We start from the raw sequence: 17,078 nt of genomic DNA, 5'->3' as shown, positions 1-17,078 counted from the left end.
GAAAATAAGTGGGTCACGGACGCCCCAAGCACAAAGGATCTCCTTCATGCCACTCGCCCGCACCGCCCACGCCACCGCTGCTTCGCGTTCTTTCCGCGCGTTCCGCTCCTGTGCCACTCGCGCTCTCGAAACCGAGCGCGCGCTCTATCTGAGTCGCGCGGGGGTGGGCATCGTCCTCGACCTGACCGAGGGCCGCATGCCCGCGGTCGCCTATTGGGGCTCCGACCTCGGCGACCTCACGCGCGACGAGCTCGACCTCATCCTTGATGCTGCAACGGTCGCCCCGAACCAGAACGCCCTCGACATTCCCCCACGCACGGGCCTCCTCCCCCAGGATGCCGACGGTTGGCTCGGCGAGCCCGGCCTCCTTGGCGGGCGCGACAACGGCTCCGGCTTCGCTCCGCGACTCGGCCTTGTGGCGCACACGCTACGGCAGAACGCGCCCGACGGTTCCGGAGAAAAAGACGTCCTCTCCCTCACGCTCGAGGATGCCGCCCTCGGTCTCGAAGTCGTGCTCACCCTCGAACTACTGAACTCTGGGCTCGTGCGCATGCGCGGCACGCTCACCAATCGCGGGGAGGGAAACTACCGGCTGCAGTCGTTCACGATGGCGCTCCCGGTGCCGTCGGAAGCGAACGAAATCCTTGATTTTGCTGGCCGCTGGACCCGCGAGCGCGAACCTCAGCGCTTGCCGGTGCGCGTGGGCCAGCACCTTCGCGAGAACCGCCGCGGGCGCACCGGGGCCGATTCGGCGTTCCTCATGCACGTGGGCGAGCGAGGCTTCACCTACTCGTCCGGCGAGGTATGGGCGCTGCACACGGGCTTTTCGGGCCAGCACCGCCACGTCGTGGAGCGTACGAGTGCGGGAGAGACAATCCTGGCGGGCGGCGAAGGGCTGTTCGCCGGCGAGGTCGTGCTCGCGCACGGCGAGAGCTACGAGTCGCCTGACGTCTACGCGAGCCACGGCGTGGGCCTCGACGAGGTCGCGCAGCGCTTCCACGCGTGGCTGCGCTCGCGCGAGAACCACGTGGACACGAACCGCCCCGTCACCTTGAACGTGTGGGAAGCCGTCTACTTCGATCATGACCTCGACCGCCTCAAGGATCTCGCGGATCGCGCCGCGAAGCTCGGTGTTGAGCGCTACGTGCTCGACGATGGCTGGTTTGGCGATCGCCGTGACGACTACGCGGGCCTCGGCGACTGGGTTGTCAGCACGGACGTGTGGCCGAACGGGCTCACGCCGCTCATCGAGCACGTCAAGGGCCACGGCATGCAGTTTGGCCTGTGGTTCGAGCCGGAAATGGTCAACGAGGACTCGGCAGTGGCGCGCGAGCATCCCGAGTGGATCATGGGCACGACGATGCAGCGGTTGCCCGAGCAGTCGCGTCACCAGCAGGTCCTCAACCTCGCGATTCCCGAGGCGTACGCGCATGTGCGCGATCAGATGGTCCAGGTCCTCGAGGCCAACGACATCGACTACATCAAGTGGGATCACAATCGCGACCTCATTGAGGCGGGCTTTCGCGAGACCGGCCAGCCCGCGACTCACGCGCAGACCCTCGCCACCTATCGTCTCCTCGATGAGCTGAAGGAGCGCTTCCCGGGCCTCGAGATCGAATCGTGCTCATCGGGTGGTGCACGCGTTGACCTCGGCGTTCTTGAGCGCACGGACCGCGTGTGGGTATCGGACTGCATCGATCCGCTCGAACGCCAAATGATGAACCGCTGGACGAACCAGCTGATCCCCCTGGAGCTCATGGGCTCGCACGTCGCCTCGGGCGCCTCCCACACGACTGGCCGCCTCCACTCGATCGGCTACCGCGCCGCGACCGCGCTTTTCGGGCATTTCGGCATCGAATGGGATCTGAGGCTTGCCACCGACGAGGAGATGGCGGAGCTTCGCGAGTGGGTGCAGCTCTATAAGGACGAGCGCGATCTTCTTTTCACGGGCGATCGGGTGCGCGTGGATCTCGGGGACGACTCGGTCGCGCTCCACGGCGTCGTCGCGCGCGATGCCTCCCGAGCACTCTTTGCCTTCACGGCTCTCTCACGAAGCGACGCCAACCAGACGGGCCGCCTCTACTTCCCGGGTCTCGACGACGATGCGCGCTACAGGCTCGAGGTTCTCGTGCCGGGAGCGAAGCCCTCGGGTTACGTCCCCTCGCCCGTCATGAGCAGCGCTTCGGGAATCCTCGCGCCCACGCCGGGCAATGCGCGCGAATACGAGCGGCTCAACGCCGAATTCAAAGCGCGTGGAGTCACGGAACAGGTGCTGAGCGGTAGAACGTGGGCGAGCGTCGGAATGACCACCCCGATCCTGAACCCTGAAAACACGGTGCTGCTGCGCCTCACGCGCGTGAACTGACGGCCGCCACACTCCACGTCTTCCCCTTCACGCGTCCGCCCCACCTGGCTGTATCCGGTGGGGCGGACGGAGGCGTTTTGGACTGTGGTACACCGGTGCGGGGCGGGTAGGCGTTCGGTACGGTTACCGCATGAGTGAAGAAGCAACAGCGACGTCCAATCCGCTCCTCGAGGCCTCAAGCCTCCCCTACAACCTTCCCGACTTCGCCGCGATCCGCGACGAACACTACCTGCCCGCGATCGAGCAGGGCATTCGCGAAGCGCGCGAGGCCTACGCTTCGATCGCGAACGACACCTCGGAGCCCACCTTCGAGAACGTCGTCGCGGTGCTCGATCAACCGAGCCGCACCCTGAACCGCGCCGCGACCGTGTTCTACAACATCGCGAGCGCCGACGGCACCGAACCGCTCCTTGAGATCGAGTCGAAGGTGTCTGAGCTCCTCACGGAGCTCGATAACGAGCTGCACCTCAACCCGCAGATCTTCGAACGCCTCAACGCCGTGTACGAGGCCCGCGAGGAGGCGGGGCTCGACGCCGAACAGGTGCGACTCACGGAGAAGTTCCATCAGCGTTTCACGCTCGCGGGCGCGGCCCTGAGCGAGGAGCAGCGCGAGGAGCTCGCGAAGCTCAACCTCGATATTTCCAAGGCGCAAACGGAGTTCAGCCAGCAGGTCACGCGGGACATGAATGCCGCGGCTCTTCACCTCACGAGCGAGGAGGAACTGGCGGGGCTGAGCGAGGATTCAAAGGCCGCCGCGGCGCGCGCCGCGAAGGAAGCCGGCCGCGAAGGTTGGCTGCTCACCTTTATTCTCCCGACGAACCAGCCGGCGCTCAGTTCCCTCACGAACCGCGACGTGCGCAAGCGCCTCTACGAAGCAAGCGTCGAGCGCGGCGACCGCACGTGGCAGATGGCCGCAGAGATCGCGGCGCTGCGCGCCCGCAAGGCGGCGATGCTCGGCTTCGAGGATTTCGCCTCGCTCGCCGTTGCCGACCGCACGGCCCGGACCGCCGCGGCCGTCGATGAACTGTTCGCGAAGACGAGCGCACCCGCGATGGCGAACGCCAACCGCGAGGCCGAAAAGATCGCGGTCCGCGCAAAACAGGATGGCATCGACACTCTCGAGCCGTGGGACTGGGCCTTCTACAGCGACAAGGTCAAGGCCGAAGAGTTCAGCGTGGATACCGCGGCACTTCGCCCCTACTTCGCGCTTGATCGCGTTGTTGAGGACGGCGTGTTCTACGCCGCCGAAAGACTCTATGGCATTACCTTTAAGCGCCGCGAAGACCTCGTGGGTTATCATCCCGAGGTCAAGGTCTGGGAGGTCTTCGACGCGAGCGGCGAGGGGCTCGGCCTGTTCCTCGGCGACTACTTCACGCGCGAGACGAAGCGCGGTGGCGCGTGGATGAACAACATTGTCGATCAGTCGCTCGCGGAGGGCACGAAGCCCGTCGTCGTCAACAACCTCAACATCAGCGCACCCGCCGATGGCGATGTGGCGCTCGTGTCCCTCGACGAAGTGAGCACGCTCTTCCACGAGTTCGGCCACGCCCTCCACGGCCTCTTCTCGAACGTCGCGTATGAGACCCTCTCGGGCCTCAGCGTCGAGCGCGACATCGTCGAGTACCCGAGCCAGGTCAACGAGATGTGGATGTTCCACCCGGAGATCCTGCCGAACTACGCCAAGCACGTCGAAACCGGAGAGGTCGTGCCGCAGGAGCTCATCGATGCCGTGACCGCCTCACAGCAGTGGGGCGAGGGCTTCGGCACGGTCGAGTATCTGCGCGCCGCCGCACTCGACTGGGCGTGGCACCGCCTCCCCGCCTCCCTCGAGGCCGAGCCGATCGAGGATCCGGTCGTGTTCGAGCAGGCCTCGCTCGAGGACGCGGGTCTCATGCATCCGCTCGTCGAGTCGCGCTACCGCACGAGCTATCTCAACCACACGTTCTCGGGCGGCTACGCGGCCGGCTACTACTCATACCTGTGGGCTGAGGTGTTCGACGCGGACACGGTCGCCTGGTACGAAGAGAACGGCGGGCTCACGCGCGAAAACGGCGACAAGTTCCGCGCCTACGTGCTCTCGATCGGCGCAACGCGCCCAATCCCCGAAGCCTTCAAGGATATGACGGGTCGCGAGGCCCAGTACGAGCCGCTGCTCAAGCGGCGCGGTCTGATCTAGTCGCTAGTTCACGTCAGGGGCGGCGCCTTCGGGTGTCGCCCCTTTCGTTGCAGCACGGCGTCCACGCCATCGACGCACGAACCGCACGAGCACGACGATCGCGACCACCGCCGCGATCAGGATGAACACCGCGGCGATGCCCGCAAGGATCGGCAGCAGCACCGCGAAAATCGCGAGGATCACGGCAGCAATATCCTCGATCACGCTTACGACCACGTTCGAGACAGGCTCGGGAGAGACGTTGACCGCCGCGCGAGTCGCAGCTTTCGCGCCGTGCGTGCCAAGTGCCGCAAACGTGCCCACAGCCGCGTAGACCACCGCGGTCGTCGTATCCGTCTCCCCACCAAGCAGGAAGCCGATCGCGCCGCCGGCCACGGGCCGCACGACGGTGTTGATGCCATCCCACACCGAATCGAGAAACTGCACCTTATCCGCGAAAAAATCCACGATCACGAGAATCGCGGCGATCACCAGAACGTCGGTGCGCTGCATCACCTGGGGAATCTCCTGCACCTCGAGAAAGCGCCCCGCGAGGCCGAGCACGAGCAGCATGAGGTACGGGCGCACTCCGCTCACCACGCCGGAGCTAAGGGTCATCATGAAGGCTTCCACGGCGTCTCCTTCGGGTGGGGCCAAGGGGGTGGGGTCCGACGGTGGCCGGCAACCGTCGGAACTACCGTACCCAAAGGCGGTGTGAACCGTCGCGGGTAGGGTTGACGCATGGCACAGTTTAGGCGTCCAGCATCTCTGTCCCCCCAGCGTCAAGAGGCGATCGAAGGAGGTGTCGATCCTGCCCTCAAGAATCAGGCGGCGCACGAGAGCGCCGCGGCGCTCCTGCGGGAGACGCGCGAAAATGCCCGACCCGAGGTTGTCGAGCGCGTGCTGAAACTTGTTGAGCGGGAGGGTCTCGAGGATCTCGCTGCGCTGTGGTCCGGGGCGGAACCGGCCTCGCTTCCGGGCGCCCTGTGGCGACTGTACGTCCTGCACACGTGGGTTCAGCGCGATACCGACGAGGTTCGGCGCCTGTTCGAGCTTGGCCAATCCACGGCGCCGGGCCTCACCTACCTCGTAGGGTTTAGCGATCCGCCCACGATCGATTCGATGCGCGTGACGCTCGATGCGATTCTCTCGGGCGCATTCACGGGCGATCTTTCGGTGGCGCTCTCGCGCGCGGCGGCCGTCGCGATGCTCGCCGCTTACGGATCGGCCCACGCCGCCGACTCCCCCGCCTCTCGCACCGAACTCGCGCGTTCATTCGGGACCCCCGCGACGCCCGAGGAGCTCACCAAGCGCGCCGATCGTCTCCTCAAAACCGGCGAGGCACTCAACGAGGCAGCCCGATCAGCAGCGGCCGGCACGCTCGCGTAGCAGCTAATACGTGGGGTTGAAGCACATACCCCCTTCACTGTTAGGCTTGTGTGCGCGCCGGGCCGCGGTGGCCCCGGGCTCCAACATTTGCCGCTACGAGCGGCCTTCGCGCCGACAGGCGCCCCCGGTCCGGCGCTTCACCCCTCTTCGTGAGGTGTTCGACCCTCTCCACGCCCAATTTCGTTACGTTCGAGCGGTACCCTGAGGCCATGCCGCTGTTTTCCCCTCCTCGCGAAAAGTCCGTGTATCACATCTTCACGGACCTCGCGCAATGCGTACAGGTCAGCGCAGAGACTCTAGCGGAGAGTCTCGCCCTCGAAGGAGAGGGTCGGTCCTCGGCATTCGACCGCCTCCAAACGCACATGATCGATGCGGCCGAGCTGAACCACAGGATCGCGAACAGGCTCGCCACAAGTCTCATCACGCCTTTCCAGGCCGATGCCCTTCACGGCGTCGCCGCCGCCATGAAACTGTGCGTCAACGAAATGGAACGCACGGCTGATCTCACCTTGAGGCTCAAGATTGACAAGCTTCCGAAGCGGCTTCTCGAGATTCTCTCGATCATTGAACGCGCATCAGAACTCGTCGTGCAATGCGCGTGGAAGCTCGAGAACCCGAAGCAGCTTTCCGGCTTCGACGAGGATATGCGGCGACTCACGACCCACGCTTCCGAGCATTCCCGCACCGCAATCGCCGAGTTATGGGACGACTGTTCCACCCCTTCGAGCTTTCCCTCAGCCGCGCGCTCGCGCGAAGTGATCGGCGCGCTCGAGCGCGTACTACTCGCGTTCCAGGACCTTTCGCGCTGCGTCGATTTGCTGCGCGTCAAGGACGTCTGATGCTCGCCTGGAGCATCGTTGCCCTTTCGATCGTGTGGGCGTTCACGAACGGCGCCCAGGATGCCTCAAACGCGGTGACTACCACGATCGTCACGCGAGTGCTCCCAGAGAGACTTGCCCTCGCCTACGCGGCGATCATGAACGGCGCCGGCGCGATGTTTGGCCTCGTGAGCGTTGTGTTTCTGCATCTCTCACTCGTGAGAGTCGTGGGTGTTCCCGAAGCCCTGTTTGATGAGCCTCGTACTCTTGGACTCGCGCTCGCGTGTGGTCTTTCGACCGCAATCGTATGTCTCCTGATCGGGTGGTGGCGCGGTATCCCCCTTTCGGGTTGGGTGACGACCCTCGCGTCACTCGTGGGCGCCTTCGCGGGAGCGCTTGCCGACGTGCGCCAGCTCGGCGGTATCGCCTTGCTCTTCATCCCCGTATTCATCGGGCCGCTTCTCGGCTTCGCGTTGAGCTTCCTTCTCACGCGCGCCGTGAGTGGGCTGCAATCCAAGCGCCGTCTCACGGCAGAAACGGTGCGTTGGACGCAAACCCTTACCGCGGGGCTCGTCGCTTTCGGCCACGGACTCAGCAACATTCGACTCCCGCTCGGAATCGTCGTTGTCGCGTTCGCAGGACTTGGCGAGCAAGGAACGCTCGGTTCGCACCCGCCGGGTCCTGAGTCCGACGGCTCCCTCGGTCACCTCCTTTCTTCTCACGCGGGCATGGCCGCGCTTCCGCTGTGGATCGCGGTGTTGCTTTCAAGTGCGATGGCGCTCGGCACGTTTATGGGTGGGCGCGAGATCGTTCGCACTCTTGGCCGACGCCTGACTGACCTCACGGTGAGTCAGGGTCTCGCAGCGGAAACGTCGACCGCCGCGCTGCTCTACACCGTGAGCGTGTGGCTCGGATTCCCGATGTCGTCGTCGTTCACGATCGTAGGATCGATCGTTGGATCCTCGCTCGCGACCTCGAAGAAGTCTGTCGCATGGCAGGTCTTCGGGCGCATCGCCCTGTGGTGGATACTGACGCCCCTCGCTTGTGCGGGGCTCGCGTGGGGCACGGTTGTGCTCGCCCTCCCCTAAACGCTTGCCTGCGTTTCCACATTGCTGCAAGGGCAACCTTGTAGGCTATGCGTGCAGAGCGTCACGCCCGTGATCGCGGTCCCTACTTCATACGGAGGCACACGTGTCCGATCCCTTCAACGGCAATGATCGCCCGCGCCCCACATACGGGCAGAGCGCAAACGAAGCATCCGGCCAGAACTCCCCCTATGGCCAACCGAGCGCCCCCGAGGCGCAGGGGTCGAACCAGTACCAGAGCTCACCGCAGTACTCGCAGAACGGTCAGCAGTATCAGCAGCACAGTCAGCAGTACTCGCAGCCTCAATACACGCCCCAGGCGCCGCAGGGGGCCTTTGGCGGCTATGGCACCCCTCAGAACTATGGAGGCGCAGCACTCAAGCCCAAGCAGAAGCCTATCGGAATTGTGCTCACGCTCATCGGCGTTGCGTTCCTTGTTATTTCGCTCATCCTTGGCGGGATTGCGATATGGCGCACGGGTGCTGGTCTCATGGATGAGATAGGCGACCTCAGCTCGCTCGAAAAGACCAACAGCAAGTTCGAGGGTGGCAAAGCCACGTATGACTTTGAGGTCGACGGCTTCGAGGTTCTGGCCCTCTACATCCCGGAAGCCGATAAAGACAACGCCACCTGTAAGGCCGTCCTCGAAGACGGCACTGAACTCGAAGCTCAGACAGATGCGTCGGATAGCGACTCCCTCGACATCAACGGCCAAAAGTACGTGCCGTACAAGGACTCGTTCCTCGCTAACAATGTCAGTGGCAAGGGCACGCTCACGTGCGAGAACGTCAGCGCCGCCGTCTCCGTCATCGGCCCGATCAACCCGATCAACATGGTTGGTGGCGGCATCGGCTGGGGCATCGGCGCACTCGTTACTGGTCTCATCGGCGGCCTTCTCTTCTTTGTTGGTGTCGTCGTCATGATTGTTCGCGCGATCGGCCGCAGCAGGAACTAAAAGCGCCCGTGAGGGCACAAAGGCACTAAGGAGTTTTCCATGGTTCACGAACGGGCGGGGAAGCTCCCGCTTCCTTCCGACCTGATCGACCCGGCCGCGGTTGTCGACGCCTACTATTCGCTGCAGCCGGATCCAGAGAACCCCGATCAGGCGGTGAGCTTCGGAACCTCCGGGCACCGCGGGAGCTCTCTCGATACTGCGTTCAATGAGGACCACATCGCAGCCACGACGCAGGCGATCGTGGAGTACCGTGCGGGACAGGGCATTCGCGGCCCGCTCTTCATGGGGCGCGATACCCACGTATTGAGCAAGCCCGCGTTCGACACCGCCCTCGAGGTGCTCGTGGGCAACGACGTCACCGTGCTCATTGACTCGAGCGATGGGTACACGCCTACGCCGGCTGTTTCACACGCGATTCTCGTGCACAATCGCGGCAAGAGCGCGAGCGATGAGTCGCGCGCCGATGGCATCGTCGTAACGCCGAGCCACAACCCCCCACGCGACGGCGGCTTCAAGTACAACCCGCCGCATGGCGGCCCCGCGGGCACCGACGCGACGTCCTGGATCGCTAATCGTGCGAACGAGATCCTCGCGGGCGGGCTTCGCGAGGTACGCCGCGTCAGTGCGGCGAAGGCGGTTGAGGGCGCCGGGCGCTACGACTTCACGACGACTTACGTCGAGGACCTTCCTTCCGTTGTGAACCTCGAGGCTATCGCGAAAGCAGGGGTGCGAATCGGCGCCGATCCTCTCGGTGGCGCGGCCGTTGAATACTGGGCCCGCATCGCCGAGCGTCACGGGCTCGACCTCACGGTTGTCAACCCCGAGGTCGATCCGACGTTCTCGTTCATGACCCTTGATGCCGACGGCATCATCCGCATGGACTGTTCGAGCCCGTGGGCAATGGCCTCGGTTCTCGAGCAGCGCGAAAAGTTTGATATCGCAACGGGTAACGATACGGATTCTGATCGCCACGGCATCGTCACGCCACAGGGCGGTCTCATGAACCCCAACCACTACCTCGCGGTTGCCATCACCTACCTGTTCAATAACCGCCCCGAATGGCCGAGCAACGCCAAGATCGGCAAGACCCTCGTCTCGAGTTCCCTCATTGACCGCGTCGGCGCAAAGATCCGCCGCGAGGTGCTCGAGGTTCCCGTGGGCTTCAAGTGGTTCGTGCCCGGCCTGCTCGACTCGTCAGTGGGCTTCGGCGGAGAGGAAAGCGCGGGGGCATCGTTCCTGCGCATGAACGGCGATGTGTGGACGACCGACAAGGACGGCATCATCCTCGCCCTGCTCGCCTCGGAAATCACGGCCGTCACGGGCAAAAACCCGCACGAGCATCTTTGCGACCTCGTTGAGGAATTCGGGGCGAGCGCCTACGCGCGAATCTCCGCACCGGCCGATCGCGAGGCGAAGGCGAAACTCAAGAACCTCTCTCCCGAGGCTGTCAGTGCCACGAGCGTCGCAGGCGAAGAGATCACGGCGATCATGACGAGTGCCCCTTCGGGTGATCCGATCGGTGGTCTCAAGGTCACGACTGAGAACGCATGGTTCGCGGCGCGCCCCTCGGGCACCGAGGACATCTACAAGATCTACGCCGAATCTTTCAAGGGCGAAGATCACCTCAAGAACGTCCAGGCCGCAGCCAAGGACGTTGTCGATGCCGCTTTGAACGAATAAGCCCTTCTCAGCGCCTCTTTTTCAGAGAATCGGGAGTGTCCGGGTGAACGGGCACTCCCGATTTCGCGACGAAGCGATGACGATTTATGCACCAATCGGTCCAGTTTTTATTACAAAACGATAACAGGGGTGACATACACACTTACTGGCGCGTACCCTAGTCACCGTTGCGCGATTCTCGCGCCGCCATTTTCGCGCTCTACATCGCTCTTTCCCGGGGAGACTGCATGTCCATTTCACGAACCGGCGCGCGCCGCACAGCGCACCACGCGCCGGCACGCAGTTTCCAGTCCCGACATCGCCGCCGTGCCGCGCGCGTGGGCGCGATCGCGTTGGCACTTTCACTGTCGGGAATCCCGGCAGCGCCTCTAGCCTTCGCGGCGGGCGATTCTACGCAACCGTCGGCACCTTCTGCCTCTGACAGCCCCACGAGCGGCGCTGAGCCGGCTGAGCCCGATGCCCCCAAGTGCGTTGTGCCGGGTGAGGAATACTTCTTCTTCGCGGGCTTCCGCTGGGTGAAGTGGTGGATTGAGCACCCGGGTGAGGATCCGTGCTTTCTCTGGCCCCCCGCGCCCGAGCCCGAACCAGAACCGTCACCGGATCCCACGGAAGAACCCGCCCCGGAGCCAGCACCCACCCCGGAACCGTCGGCGGAGCCCGCCCCACAGCCGAGCCCTAAGCCTGAGCCTGAGTCTGAGCAACTTCCTACGGACGCCCCGGCCGTCGCCTCCTCACCGCACGAGCGCCCCGAGTCTCTTGCACCGGATCTCGCGCCCGAGCACACCACTGAATCCGAAATCAATGCCGGGTCCGCACCGGCGGCCGAACCCCCACTCGACTCCCCCGCGCCGCTGCTCGTGCCCGAACAAGAGACTTCGGGACTCGCTCTCGCGCCGGCTCCGACGAGCCAACAAACTGAGATCCCCGCCCTCACCGTTCCCACGACCGAGGAATCGCAAACCGCCCCACCTGGCGTTCGCCTCAACCCCACGCAGGCCCCCACCGACGGTTCAACTCCGCCAGCAGATGACGTTCTCGGTGCCGACGAAGAGAAGGTCGACACGATTCTTTCCGTGTGGACCAACCCCGATGGCAGCGCCCTCGGCACACTCAAAACCATCCTCGCGAGTACGGTCGCGGTAGGCGTTGGTGTTGCCGGCGGTCTTGGTGCCCTCACGCTCAGGGCGCGCGCAAAGTGACCGTAGGGGCCCGCGAGTCAGCCTTGTTCAGGCAAGGGCAGCGCGATCCGGCCTAGGCGATCTCGCCGCGCTCACGAAGGCGCGACTTGATGAATAGCAGGATCGACGGGACCGCTCGCTCCATCTTGAGCACGGTGCGGTCGAAAAACTTCTGGCTCTCGTAGAACGGATCGGGAACCTCGAGATCCTCGGGTTCAGCAACTGCCGGTTTCGCCGGATCGAATTCGCCCCACATGTGAAGCGTGGGCGGCTCGACGCCTTCGGGAATCGCCTCGAGTTTGCGCGTCATTTCCGCGAGGTGTTTCGTGCTCATCGTGAGCACGAGGTCCCATTCGCCGAGCTGGTGGACGGGAACGGTGCGGGCTGCATGCGCATCCGGGCTATAGCCAGCGCGCTCGAGGGCAACGACGATGCGATCGTCCATGGGGAACCCTTCGGATTCGTACGTGGTTCCCGCGCTTTCAACCTCGACAAGACCCGCGAGCCCGGCCTGCTCGAGGCCAGTCTTGAGCATGACGGCGGCCGCGGGCGAACGGCAGATGTTCGCCGTGCACACTGTCAACACTCGGTACTTGCTCACGCCCCTATCTTGCCGCATTTTTGGCGCGAGCGTTAAGGGTCGTACCCGGCGCGTCTACTAGGATGGGGAGGCTCCCACCGGGGGCCTTTGCCGCGATCTGAAGTGCATGGAGGTGCGCGTTGGGTTCATACGCGTTCTCGCGACTGGATCGTCCCCACTGGTCGGCGCGCCTCGAAGATAAAAAGAACACCGCAATCGCCCGTGTGTTGCGCGCCCTCGGCTACGAAGCGCGCATCCAGCCGTATACCGCGTACGGCTCCCCCACAAAAGTACGCGTGCTCGGGCGCGTTCTCTTCGCGGGCGCCGGTACGCGCCCGGATCATTTCGATCCTCCGGTCTACGACATGCGCTCGCTTGCGCGGCGCGGCTTTCGGAATTTCACGTCGCAGATCGACCCGCACGTTCGAGTTACGGTCACCGTGAGCACCGCCAAGGGCCCACAGGTCTTTGAGACGTACGCTGACCGCTCCGGCATTATCGACGAGATCATTGGCGTAGAGCTCGCCCCCGGCATCCACGAGCTCTCCCTCAGCACCGATGGTACAAACACCGTCACGGCGAACGTCCACGTTTTCGATGATGAGGCGCAAGAAATCGCGGTTGTCAGCGACATCGACGACACGGTCCTCATCACGCTCCTGCCCCGCCCCCTCATCGCCGGGTGGAACGCCTTCGTGATCTCCCAGGCCTCCCGCCGCATCGTTCCCGGAATGGCCGTTTTCTACCAGCAGCTTCGCCGCCACTACGGTGAGAACACCCCGTTCATATACCTCTCGACGGGAGCGTGGAACGTCGCGCCCGTGCTCGAACGCTTCCTCTTCAAGAACGGGTACCCTGCCGGCCCGCTTCTCCTCACCGACTGGGGCCCCACCAACACGGGCTTCTTCCGCTCGGGCACACGCCACAAGCTCACGACTCTCGCCGCCCTGCGCGAGATGTTCCCGAACACGCGCTGGCTCCTCGTGGGCGACGACGGTCAGCACGACCCCTCGATCTACGGAAGCGTGGTCGATGAACATCCGGAATCGGTCGCCGCGGTAGCTATCCGCGAACTCACCGACAACGAGCAGGACCTCGCTCACGGCGCCGAACGCCCCCTCGCGTCGATCGGTGCCCTCGGGCGCGCCCTCGTGGATGCCGTACCGAAGGTGTGGCGCAGCACGATTGGCCTAAAGGGTTCCGACGATCGCCCGGCATCCGTCGGGCCTTCCTCAAACGGTACTGCCAGCGCCAGCTCCACGCACGCGCCCGGGACTGCTCTCGAGAGCGTGCACGAGCGCCAAGGGGTGCCGTGGGTCAGCGCACCCGATGGTTTTGGCCTTATTCGGGCGGCACGCGCGATCGGGATCCTCGGCCACCACTAAAATCAGGGTGGAGAGAGGGGCAGGCATGGGCGAGAGAACCTTTACCGTCCGCTACAACGATGGCGGTCTCGCCGACGCCGCGAGTCCGCGCGAGGCGCGCACCCGCCGCTACTGGCAGGCCCTCCTCGCGTTTTGTGCGCGGCACGTGACCGCGCTCGTTACGCTCCTCATCGCGGGAGTTCTCGCGGACATCGCCTTGAAGAAGGCGTTCGGAATCCACATCTTTTTCATTTCACTCGTCTCCTCGGGAACGGTTTTTGCACTCCTCGGGTACGTGTTCTACCGAGACGGTCGCAACCTCTACGATCGAGTGTTTCTTTCGCGTCGCGAGAACCCGCCCAGTCCACCCTTGGCGCCAACGGGCGCGGAGGCCTACGAGTGGGGTCGTGCGATCGACGGTGTCGGACTGTGGATTGACCCCGAATATCTCGGCCTCGTCGCAGACCCGGGACGCTACGAGACCTACCCGTGGAGCGATGTGCGTCTCGACAAGGCCACGTTTCGCGGGATTGGCAGGAGCGATTTGATCGTTCACTTGCCTCACCGCCACTTGCGCTACAGCGGCGACAAGCTTGGAGTGACCGCGGCAGACATCATCGCGCGCGCCTCGAGCCTCGCGCGCTAGAGCACAAGTGCCGAGGCTCCCTCTCGCGTAGTCACAGGGGTGTCGCGCCGCCCCTACAGCACGCTCGCGAGGAATGCCTTGAGCCGCTCCGAGCGCGGGTTATCGAGGATCTCGCTCGGCGACCCAGCCTCGACCGCCTTACCGCCGTCCATGAATACGACGTGGTCGGCAACCTCGCGCGCGAAGGCGATCTCGTGCGTCACGACGACCATGGTCTGGCCCTCGGCCGCAAGATCCTTGAGGACCTGGAGCACTTCGGCAACGAGTTCGGGGTCAAGTGCCGATGTCGGCTCGTCGAACAGCATGATCTCGGGCTCCATCGCGAGGGCCCGCGCGATTGCGACGCGCTGCTGCTGCCCGCCTGAGAGCTCGCTCGGATAGTGGTCGGCGCGGTCGCCGAGCCCCACGCGCTTCAGAAGCTCGAGTGCCTGTGCCCGGGCCTCGGCTTTCGACATGCCCCGCACGTGGATTGGGGCTTCGCTCACGTTCTCGAGGGCCGTCATGTGAGGGAACAGGTTGAAGCGCTGGAACACCATCGAGATGCGGGAGCGCTGCGCGGCGATGTCCTTTTCGGAAAGTTTTTGCCAGCGACCGTCGGCAAGCGGTTCCGGACCGTACCCTTGCAGCTCTCCGTCGATCAGGACTTTCCCGCCCGTGGGTTCCTCGAGTTGGTTGATGCAGCGAAGGAGCGTGGATTTACCCGAGCCCGAGGGGCCGATGAGCACGCACACGTCCCCGTCGCCTACCTCGAGGTCAACCCCCCGTAGGACGTGCAGGTCCCCGAATGCCTTATGGATGTTCTCGAGCCGAACCTTCGGCGCTACCGCCATAGTCATGTCCCCTTCCTCGCCACTGTTTTCTGTTCTTGCCACATGTGCCTCTGCGCTCACAGCTCAACCTCCGGCAGCGGGTCCTTCGGGGTTGTGCCGGCCGCGTTCACGGATGCCTGGCGCGAGGCTCGTTTGCCGGGGCGCACCGCGGCGCGATCGTCGAAGCCGCGCCCGAAGTAGCGCTCGATGTAGTACTGGCCCACCATGAGCACGCTCGTCACGGCGAGGTACCACAGCGCTGCGACGATGAGCATCGGCACGGGCTTGAACAGAAGGTTCGCGATCGAGTTCGATGCGTAGGTGAGGTCGAGCGTGAACGGCACCGCGAGGACGAGCGAGGTCGTCTTGAGCATGCCGATTGTTTCGTTGCCAAGCGGCGGGATAATCACGCGCATGGCCTGCGGAAGCACGATCCTGCGCAGGATGAGCGAGTTCTTCATGCCGAGGGATTTCGCGGCCTCGCTTTGGCCACGCTCGACGCTCGTGAGCCCCGCGCGCATGATTTCCGCGAGGTAGGCGCCTTCGTTGAGGCCGAGTGCGACCGTGGCTGCCCAGAACGCGGTAAAGAAATCTCGCGTCGAGAAGCTGAAGAGTTCGGGCCCGAACGGCACACCGATCACGACCTTCGGGATGATCACCGTGATGAGACCCCAGAAGACGAGCTGCGTGTAGACGGGCACGCCGCGGAACACGAAGATGTACGCCCACGAGACGCCGCGCAGGACGGGGTTGGAGCTCAAGCGCATGATCGCGGCGGTGAGGGCGATGATGGTGCCGATGATCATCGACACGAGCGTGAGCAGCAGGGTCCAACCAACGCCGCGAACGACCTTCACGTCGAAGAGGTAGGTGCCAACGACGTCCCATTCAAAGACCTCATTGCCTGCGGCGAAGACAATGAGCCACACGCTGAGGACCGAGGTGATGACCGCGGCGATCCATGTTCCTGGCCTCGGGGCCCGCTTCGCGCGGATCCGGTTCGGGATCGGGGTATCGATACTCGTATTCATGCCTTTTTGACCTCTGCTTTCTCGATCAGCCCCGCGTCGTTGCCCCATGCACTCATGATGGTGCGCATTGCACCAGTGTCGATGAGGTGTTGCACGGCAGCGCGCAGCGCTTCGGCGAGTTGATCTTCGCCCTTTTTGACGACGATCCCATTGAGTGCCGATTCCTCGACGTCGCCTACCTGTTCGAGGCTTCCGCGCGAACGCGCGATCGCGTAGCTCGTGACGGGTGAGTCTGCGATGAGCACATCGGCCTTACCGCCCGCGACGTTCGTGACGGCGTCTGAGTTATTGGCGTAGGCGAGGACGTCGACGGGGCGTTGGCCTTCGGCGCGGCACTGCTCATCGGCGGCGAGGGCGATTTCCTCCTGGTAGGAGCCAACCTGCACCGCGGGGCGTTTGCCGCACAACTTGTGCGGGTCGATGGAGTAGGGGTTGCCTTTCTTGACCGCGTAGGAGATGCCGGCTTCGAAGTAGCTCACCATCGTCACGGTTTGGAGCCGTTCCTCGTTGACCGTGAAGCCGGAGATTCCCACGTCGTACTTGCTTCCCACCGCGGGGATGATCTGGGAGAACACCGCCGATTCGGTGCGTGTTTTGAGCCCGAACACGATGCCGAGTGCAGTGAGCAGGTCGATGTCGTAGCCGACCGCCTTGCCGTTACTAAGGAATTCGCCGGGCGCGTAGCTCAGTTCGGCACCGTTGACGAGTTCGCCTCGCGCGCGGATCTCCTCGGGAAGGAGCGCGGCGATGTCCTCCTGGTACTCGATCCCGCTGAAGTCCACTTCGGGAATGAGGCTCGCTTCAGCGGCCAGCTCTTCGGAAGCGCGCGTGCACGCGCCGAGGCTCGGGACTAGGGCGCTTGCCACGAGGGCGGCGGGGAGGGCTCGCAGGAATGTGCGCCTGGAGGTTCCGACGGTTGCCGCACTGGCGTCGGACCCACATTCACCGGTTTGAATCATTTTGCAATAGTATGCATGGCTATGCGTTAGATGCAAGGCGTTCACAGTGTGACATGTAGCGGGG

The 17,078-nt window shown here is 64.2% G+C and carries 15 protein-coding genes; 10 read left to right on the top strand and 5 right to left on the bottom strand.

The window, feature by feature from the left end:
• The first annotated feature begins 46 nt into the window (after positions 1 to 46).
• Together E6X30_RS04770 and E6X30_RS04765 are read left to right on the top strand one after the other, a co-directional pair.
• Complete coding sequence (locus tag E6X30_RS04770) at positions 47 to 2,365, top strand: alpha-galactosidase (protein ID WP_083288050.1); 2,319 nt, start codon at positions 47 to 49, stop codon at positions 2,363 to 2,365.
• Positions 2,366 to 2,495: 130 nt separating this feature from the next.
• Positions 2,496 to 4,541, top strand: a complete 2,046-nt coding sequence (locus tag E6X30_RS04765; RefSeq protein ID WP_316335802.1) for a M3 family metallopeptidase — start codon at positions 2,496 to 2,498, stop codon at positions 4,539 to 4,541.
• A 3-nt stretch (positions 4,542 to 4,544) separates the two neighbouring features.
• Here E6X30_RS04765 and E6X30_RS04760 read toward each other — a convergent pair whose 3' ends face one another.
• Positions 4,545 to 5,153, bottom strand: coding sequence for a DUF4126 domain-containing protein (locus E6X30_RS04760; protein ID WP_070435602.1), 609 nt, complete (start codon positions 5,151 to 5,153; stop codon positions 4,545 to 4,547).
• A gap of 108 nt (positions 5,154 to 5,261) precedes the next feature.
• Here E6X30_RS04760 and E6X30_RS04755 point away from each other — a divergent pair, with 108 nt between their 5' ends.
• The 6 genes from E6X30_RS04755 (at position 5,262) to E6X30_RS04730 (ending at position 11,646) form a co-directional block, all read left to right on the top strand.
• Complete coding sequence (locus E6X30_RS04755; RefSeq protein WP_016663807.1) at positions 5,262 to 5,909, top strand: hypothetical protein; 648 nt, start codon at positions 5,262 to 5,264, stop codon at positions 5,907 to 5,909.
• A 209-nt stretch (positions 5,910 to 6,118) separates the two neighbouring features.
• Positions 6,119 to 6,748 (top strand): DUF47 domain-containing protein, encoded by a 630-nt coding sequence (locus tag E6X30_RS04750; protein ID WP_180755138.1) that lies wholly within the window; start codon positions 6,119 to 6,121, stop codon positions 6,746 to 6,748.
• Positions 6,748 to 7,815, top strand: a complete 1,068-nt coding sequence (locus E6X30_RS04745) for an inorganic phosphate transporter (protein ID WP_161493683.1) — start codon at positions 6,748 to 6,750, stop codon at positions 7,813 to 7,815. The genes E6X30_RS04750 and E6X30_RS04745 overlap by 1 nt, the downstream gene beginning before the upstream one ends.
• A 103-nt stretch (positions 7,816 to 7,918) precedes the next feature.
• Complete coding sequence (locus E6X30_RS04740) at positions 7,919 to 8,767, top strand: hypothetical protein (protein WP_316335801.1); 849 nt, start codon at positions 7,919 to 7,921, stop codon at positions 8,765 to 8,767.
• A gap of 39 nt (positions 8,768 to 8,806) precedes the next feature.
• Positions 8,807 to 10,447, top strand: coding sequence for a phosphoglucomutase (alpha-D-glucose-1,6-bisphosphate-dependent) (gene pgm / locus E6X30_RS04735; protein WP_016663803.1), 1,641 nt, complete (start codon positions 8,807 to 8,809; stop codon positions 10,445 to 10,447).
• A gap of 227 nt (positions 10,448 to 10,674) precedes the next feature.
• Positions 10,675 to 11,646: a hypothetical protein gene (locus E6X30_RS04730; RefSeq protein ID WP_316335800.1), complete on the top strand. Its 972-nt coding sequence runs from the start codon at positions 10,675 to 10,677 to the stop codon at positions 11,644 to 11,646.
• 52 nt (positions 11,647 to 11,698) lie between these two features.
• Here E6X30_RS04730 and E6X30_RS04725 read toward each other — a convergent pair whose 3' ends face one another.
• Complete coding sequence (locus tag E6X30_RS04725) at positions 11,699 to 12,226, bottom strand: protein tyrosine phosphatase (protein WP_101686629.1); 528 nt, start codon at positions 12,224 to 12,226, stop codon at positions 11,699 to 11,701.
• 119 nt (positions 12,227 to 12,345) lie between these two features.
• Between E6X30_RS04725 and E6X30_RS04720 the strand changes: the two genes are divergently transcribed.
• The gene (locus E6X30_RS04720) at positions 12,346 to 13,590 is read left to right on the top strand and encodes an App1 family protein (RefSeq protein WP_016663800.1); all 1,245 of its coding nucleotides are present in this window, start codon (positions 12,346 to 12,348) and stop codon (positions 13,588 to 13,590) included.
• Positions 13,591 to 13,615: 25 nt separating this feature from the next.
• Positions 13,616 to 14,215, top strand: coding sequence for a hypothetical protein (locus E6X30_RS04715; protein ID WP_016663799.1), 600 nt, complete (start codon positions 13,616 to 13,618; stop codon positions 14,213 to 14,215).
• A 53-nt stretch (positions 14,216 to 14,268) separates the two neighbouring features.
• On the opposite strand, the gene E6X30_RS04710 is transcribed toward E6X30_RS04715, so the two are convergent.
• From E6X30_RS04710 to E6X30_RS04700, 3 genes are read right to left on the bottom strand one after another with little or no spacing between them, the layout of a single operon-like run.
• Positions 14,269 to 15,051: an amino acid ABC transporter ATP-binding protein gene (locus tag E6X30_RS04710; protein WP_034371826.1), complete on the bottom strand. Its 783-nt coding sequence runs from the start codon at positions 15,049 to 15,051 to the stop codon at positions 14,269 to 14,271.
• 50 nt (positions 15,052 to 15,101) lie between these two features.
• The gene (locus E6X30_RS04705) at positions 15,102 to 16,055 is read right to left on the bottom strand and encodes an amino acid ABC transporter permease (RefSeq protein ID WP_016663797.1); all 954 of its coding nucleotides are present in this window, start codon (positions 16,053 to 16,055) and stop codon (positions 15,102 to 15,104) included.
• Positions 16,052 to 17,014: an ABC transporter substrate-binding protein gene (locus tag E6X30_RS04700; RefSeq protein ID WP_316335799.1), complete on the bottom strand. Its 963-nt coding sequence runs from the start codon at positions 17,012 to 17,014 to the stop codon at positions 16,052 to 16,054. Before E6X30_RS04700 ends, E6X30_RS04705 begins: the two co-directional genes overlap by 4 nt.
• Positions 17,015 to 17,078: the final 64 nt, after the last annotated feature.

It is taken from the genome of Dermabacter sp., from assembly GCF_032550575.1.
In the GTDB taxonomy this organism is placed as follows: Bacteria; Actinomycetota; Actinomycetes; order Actinomycetales; family Dermabacteraceae; genus Dermabacter; species Dermabacter hominis.
This window is presented reverse-complemented; position numbering and strand designations above follow the sequence as displayed.

Excerpts from the sequence above, each read along its gene's own strand:
- pgm (WP_016663803.1), top strand. The coding sequence starts at position 8,807 with ATGGTTCACGAACGGGCGGGGAAGCTCCCGCTTCCTTCCGACCTGATC.
- E6X30_RS04750 (WP_180755138.1), top strand. The coding sequence starts at position 6,119 with ATGCCGCTGTTTTCCCCTCCTCGCGAAAAGTCCGTGTATCACATCTTC.
- E6X30_RS04770 (WP_083288050.1), top strand. The coding sequence starts at position 47 with ATGCCACTCGCCCGCACCGCCCACGCCACCGCTGCTTCGCGTTCTTTC.
- E6X30_RS04705 (WP_016663797.1), bottom strand. The coding sequence starts at position 16,055 with ATGAATACGAGTATCGATACCCCGATCCCGAACCGGATCCGCGCGAAG.
- E6X30_RS04700 (WP_316335799.1), bottom strand. The coding sequence starts at position 17,014 with ATGATTCAAACCGGTGAATGTGGGTCCGACGCCAGTGCGGCAACCGTC.
- E6X30_RS04755 (WP_016663807.1), top strand. The coding sequence starts at position 5,262 with ATGGCACAGTTTAGGCGTCCAGCATCTCTGTCCCCCCAGCGTCAAGAG.
- E6X30_RS04710 (WP_034371826.1), bottom strand. The coding sequence starts at position 15,051 with ATGACTATGGCGGTAGCGCCGAAGGTTCGGCTCGAGAACATCCATAAG.
- E6X30_RS04715 (WP_016663799.1), top strand. The coding sequence starts at position 13,616 with ATGGGCGAGAGAACCTTTACCGTCCGCTACAACGATGGCGGTCTCGCC.
- E6X30_RS04765 (WP_316335802.1), top strand. The coding sequence starts at position 2,496 with ATGAGTGAAGAAGCAACAGCGACGTCCAATCCGCTCCTCGAGGCCTCA.
- E6X30_RS04730 (WP_316335800.1), top strand. The coding sequence starts at position 10,675 with ATGTCCATTTCACGAACCGGCGCGCGCCGCACAGCGCACCACGCGCCG.
- E6X30_RS04745 (WP_161493683.1), top strand. The coding sequence starts at position 6,748 with ATGCTCGCCTGGAGCATCGTTGCCCTTTCGATCGTGTGGGCGTTCACG.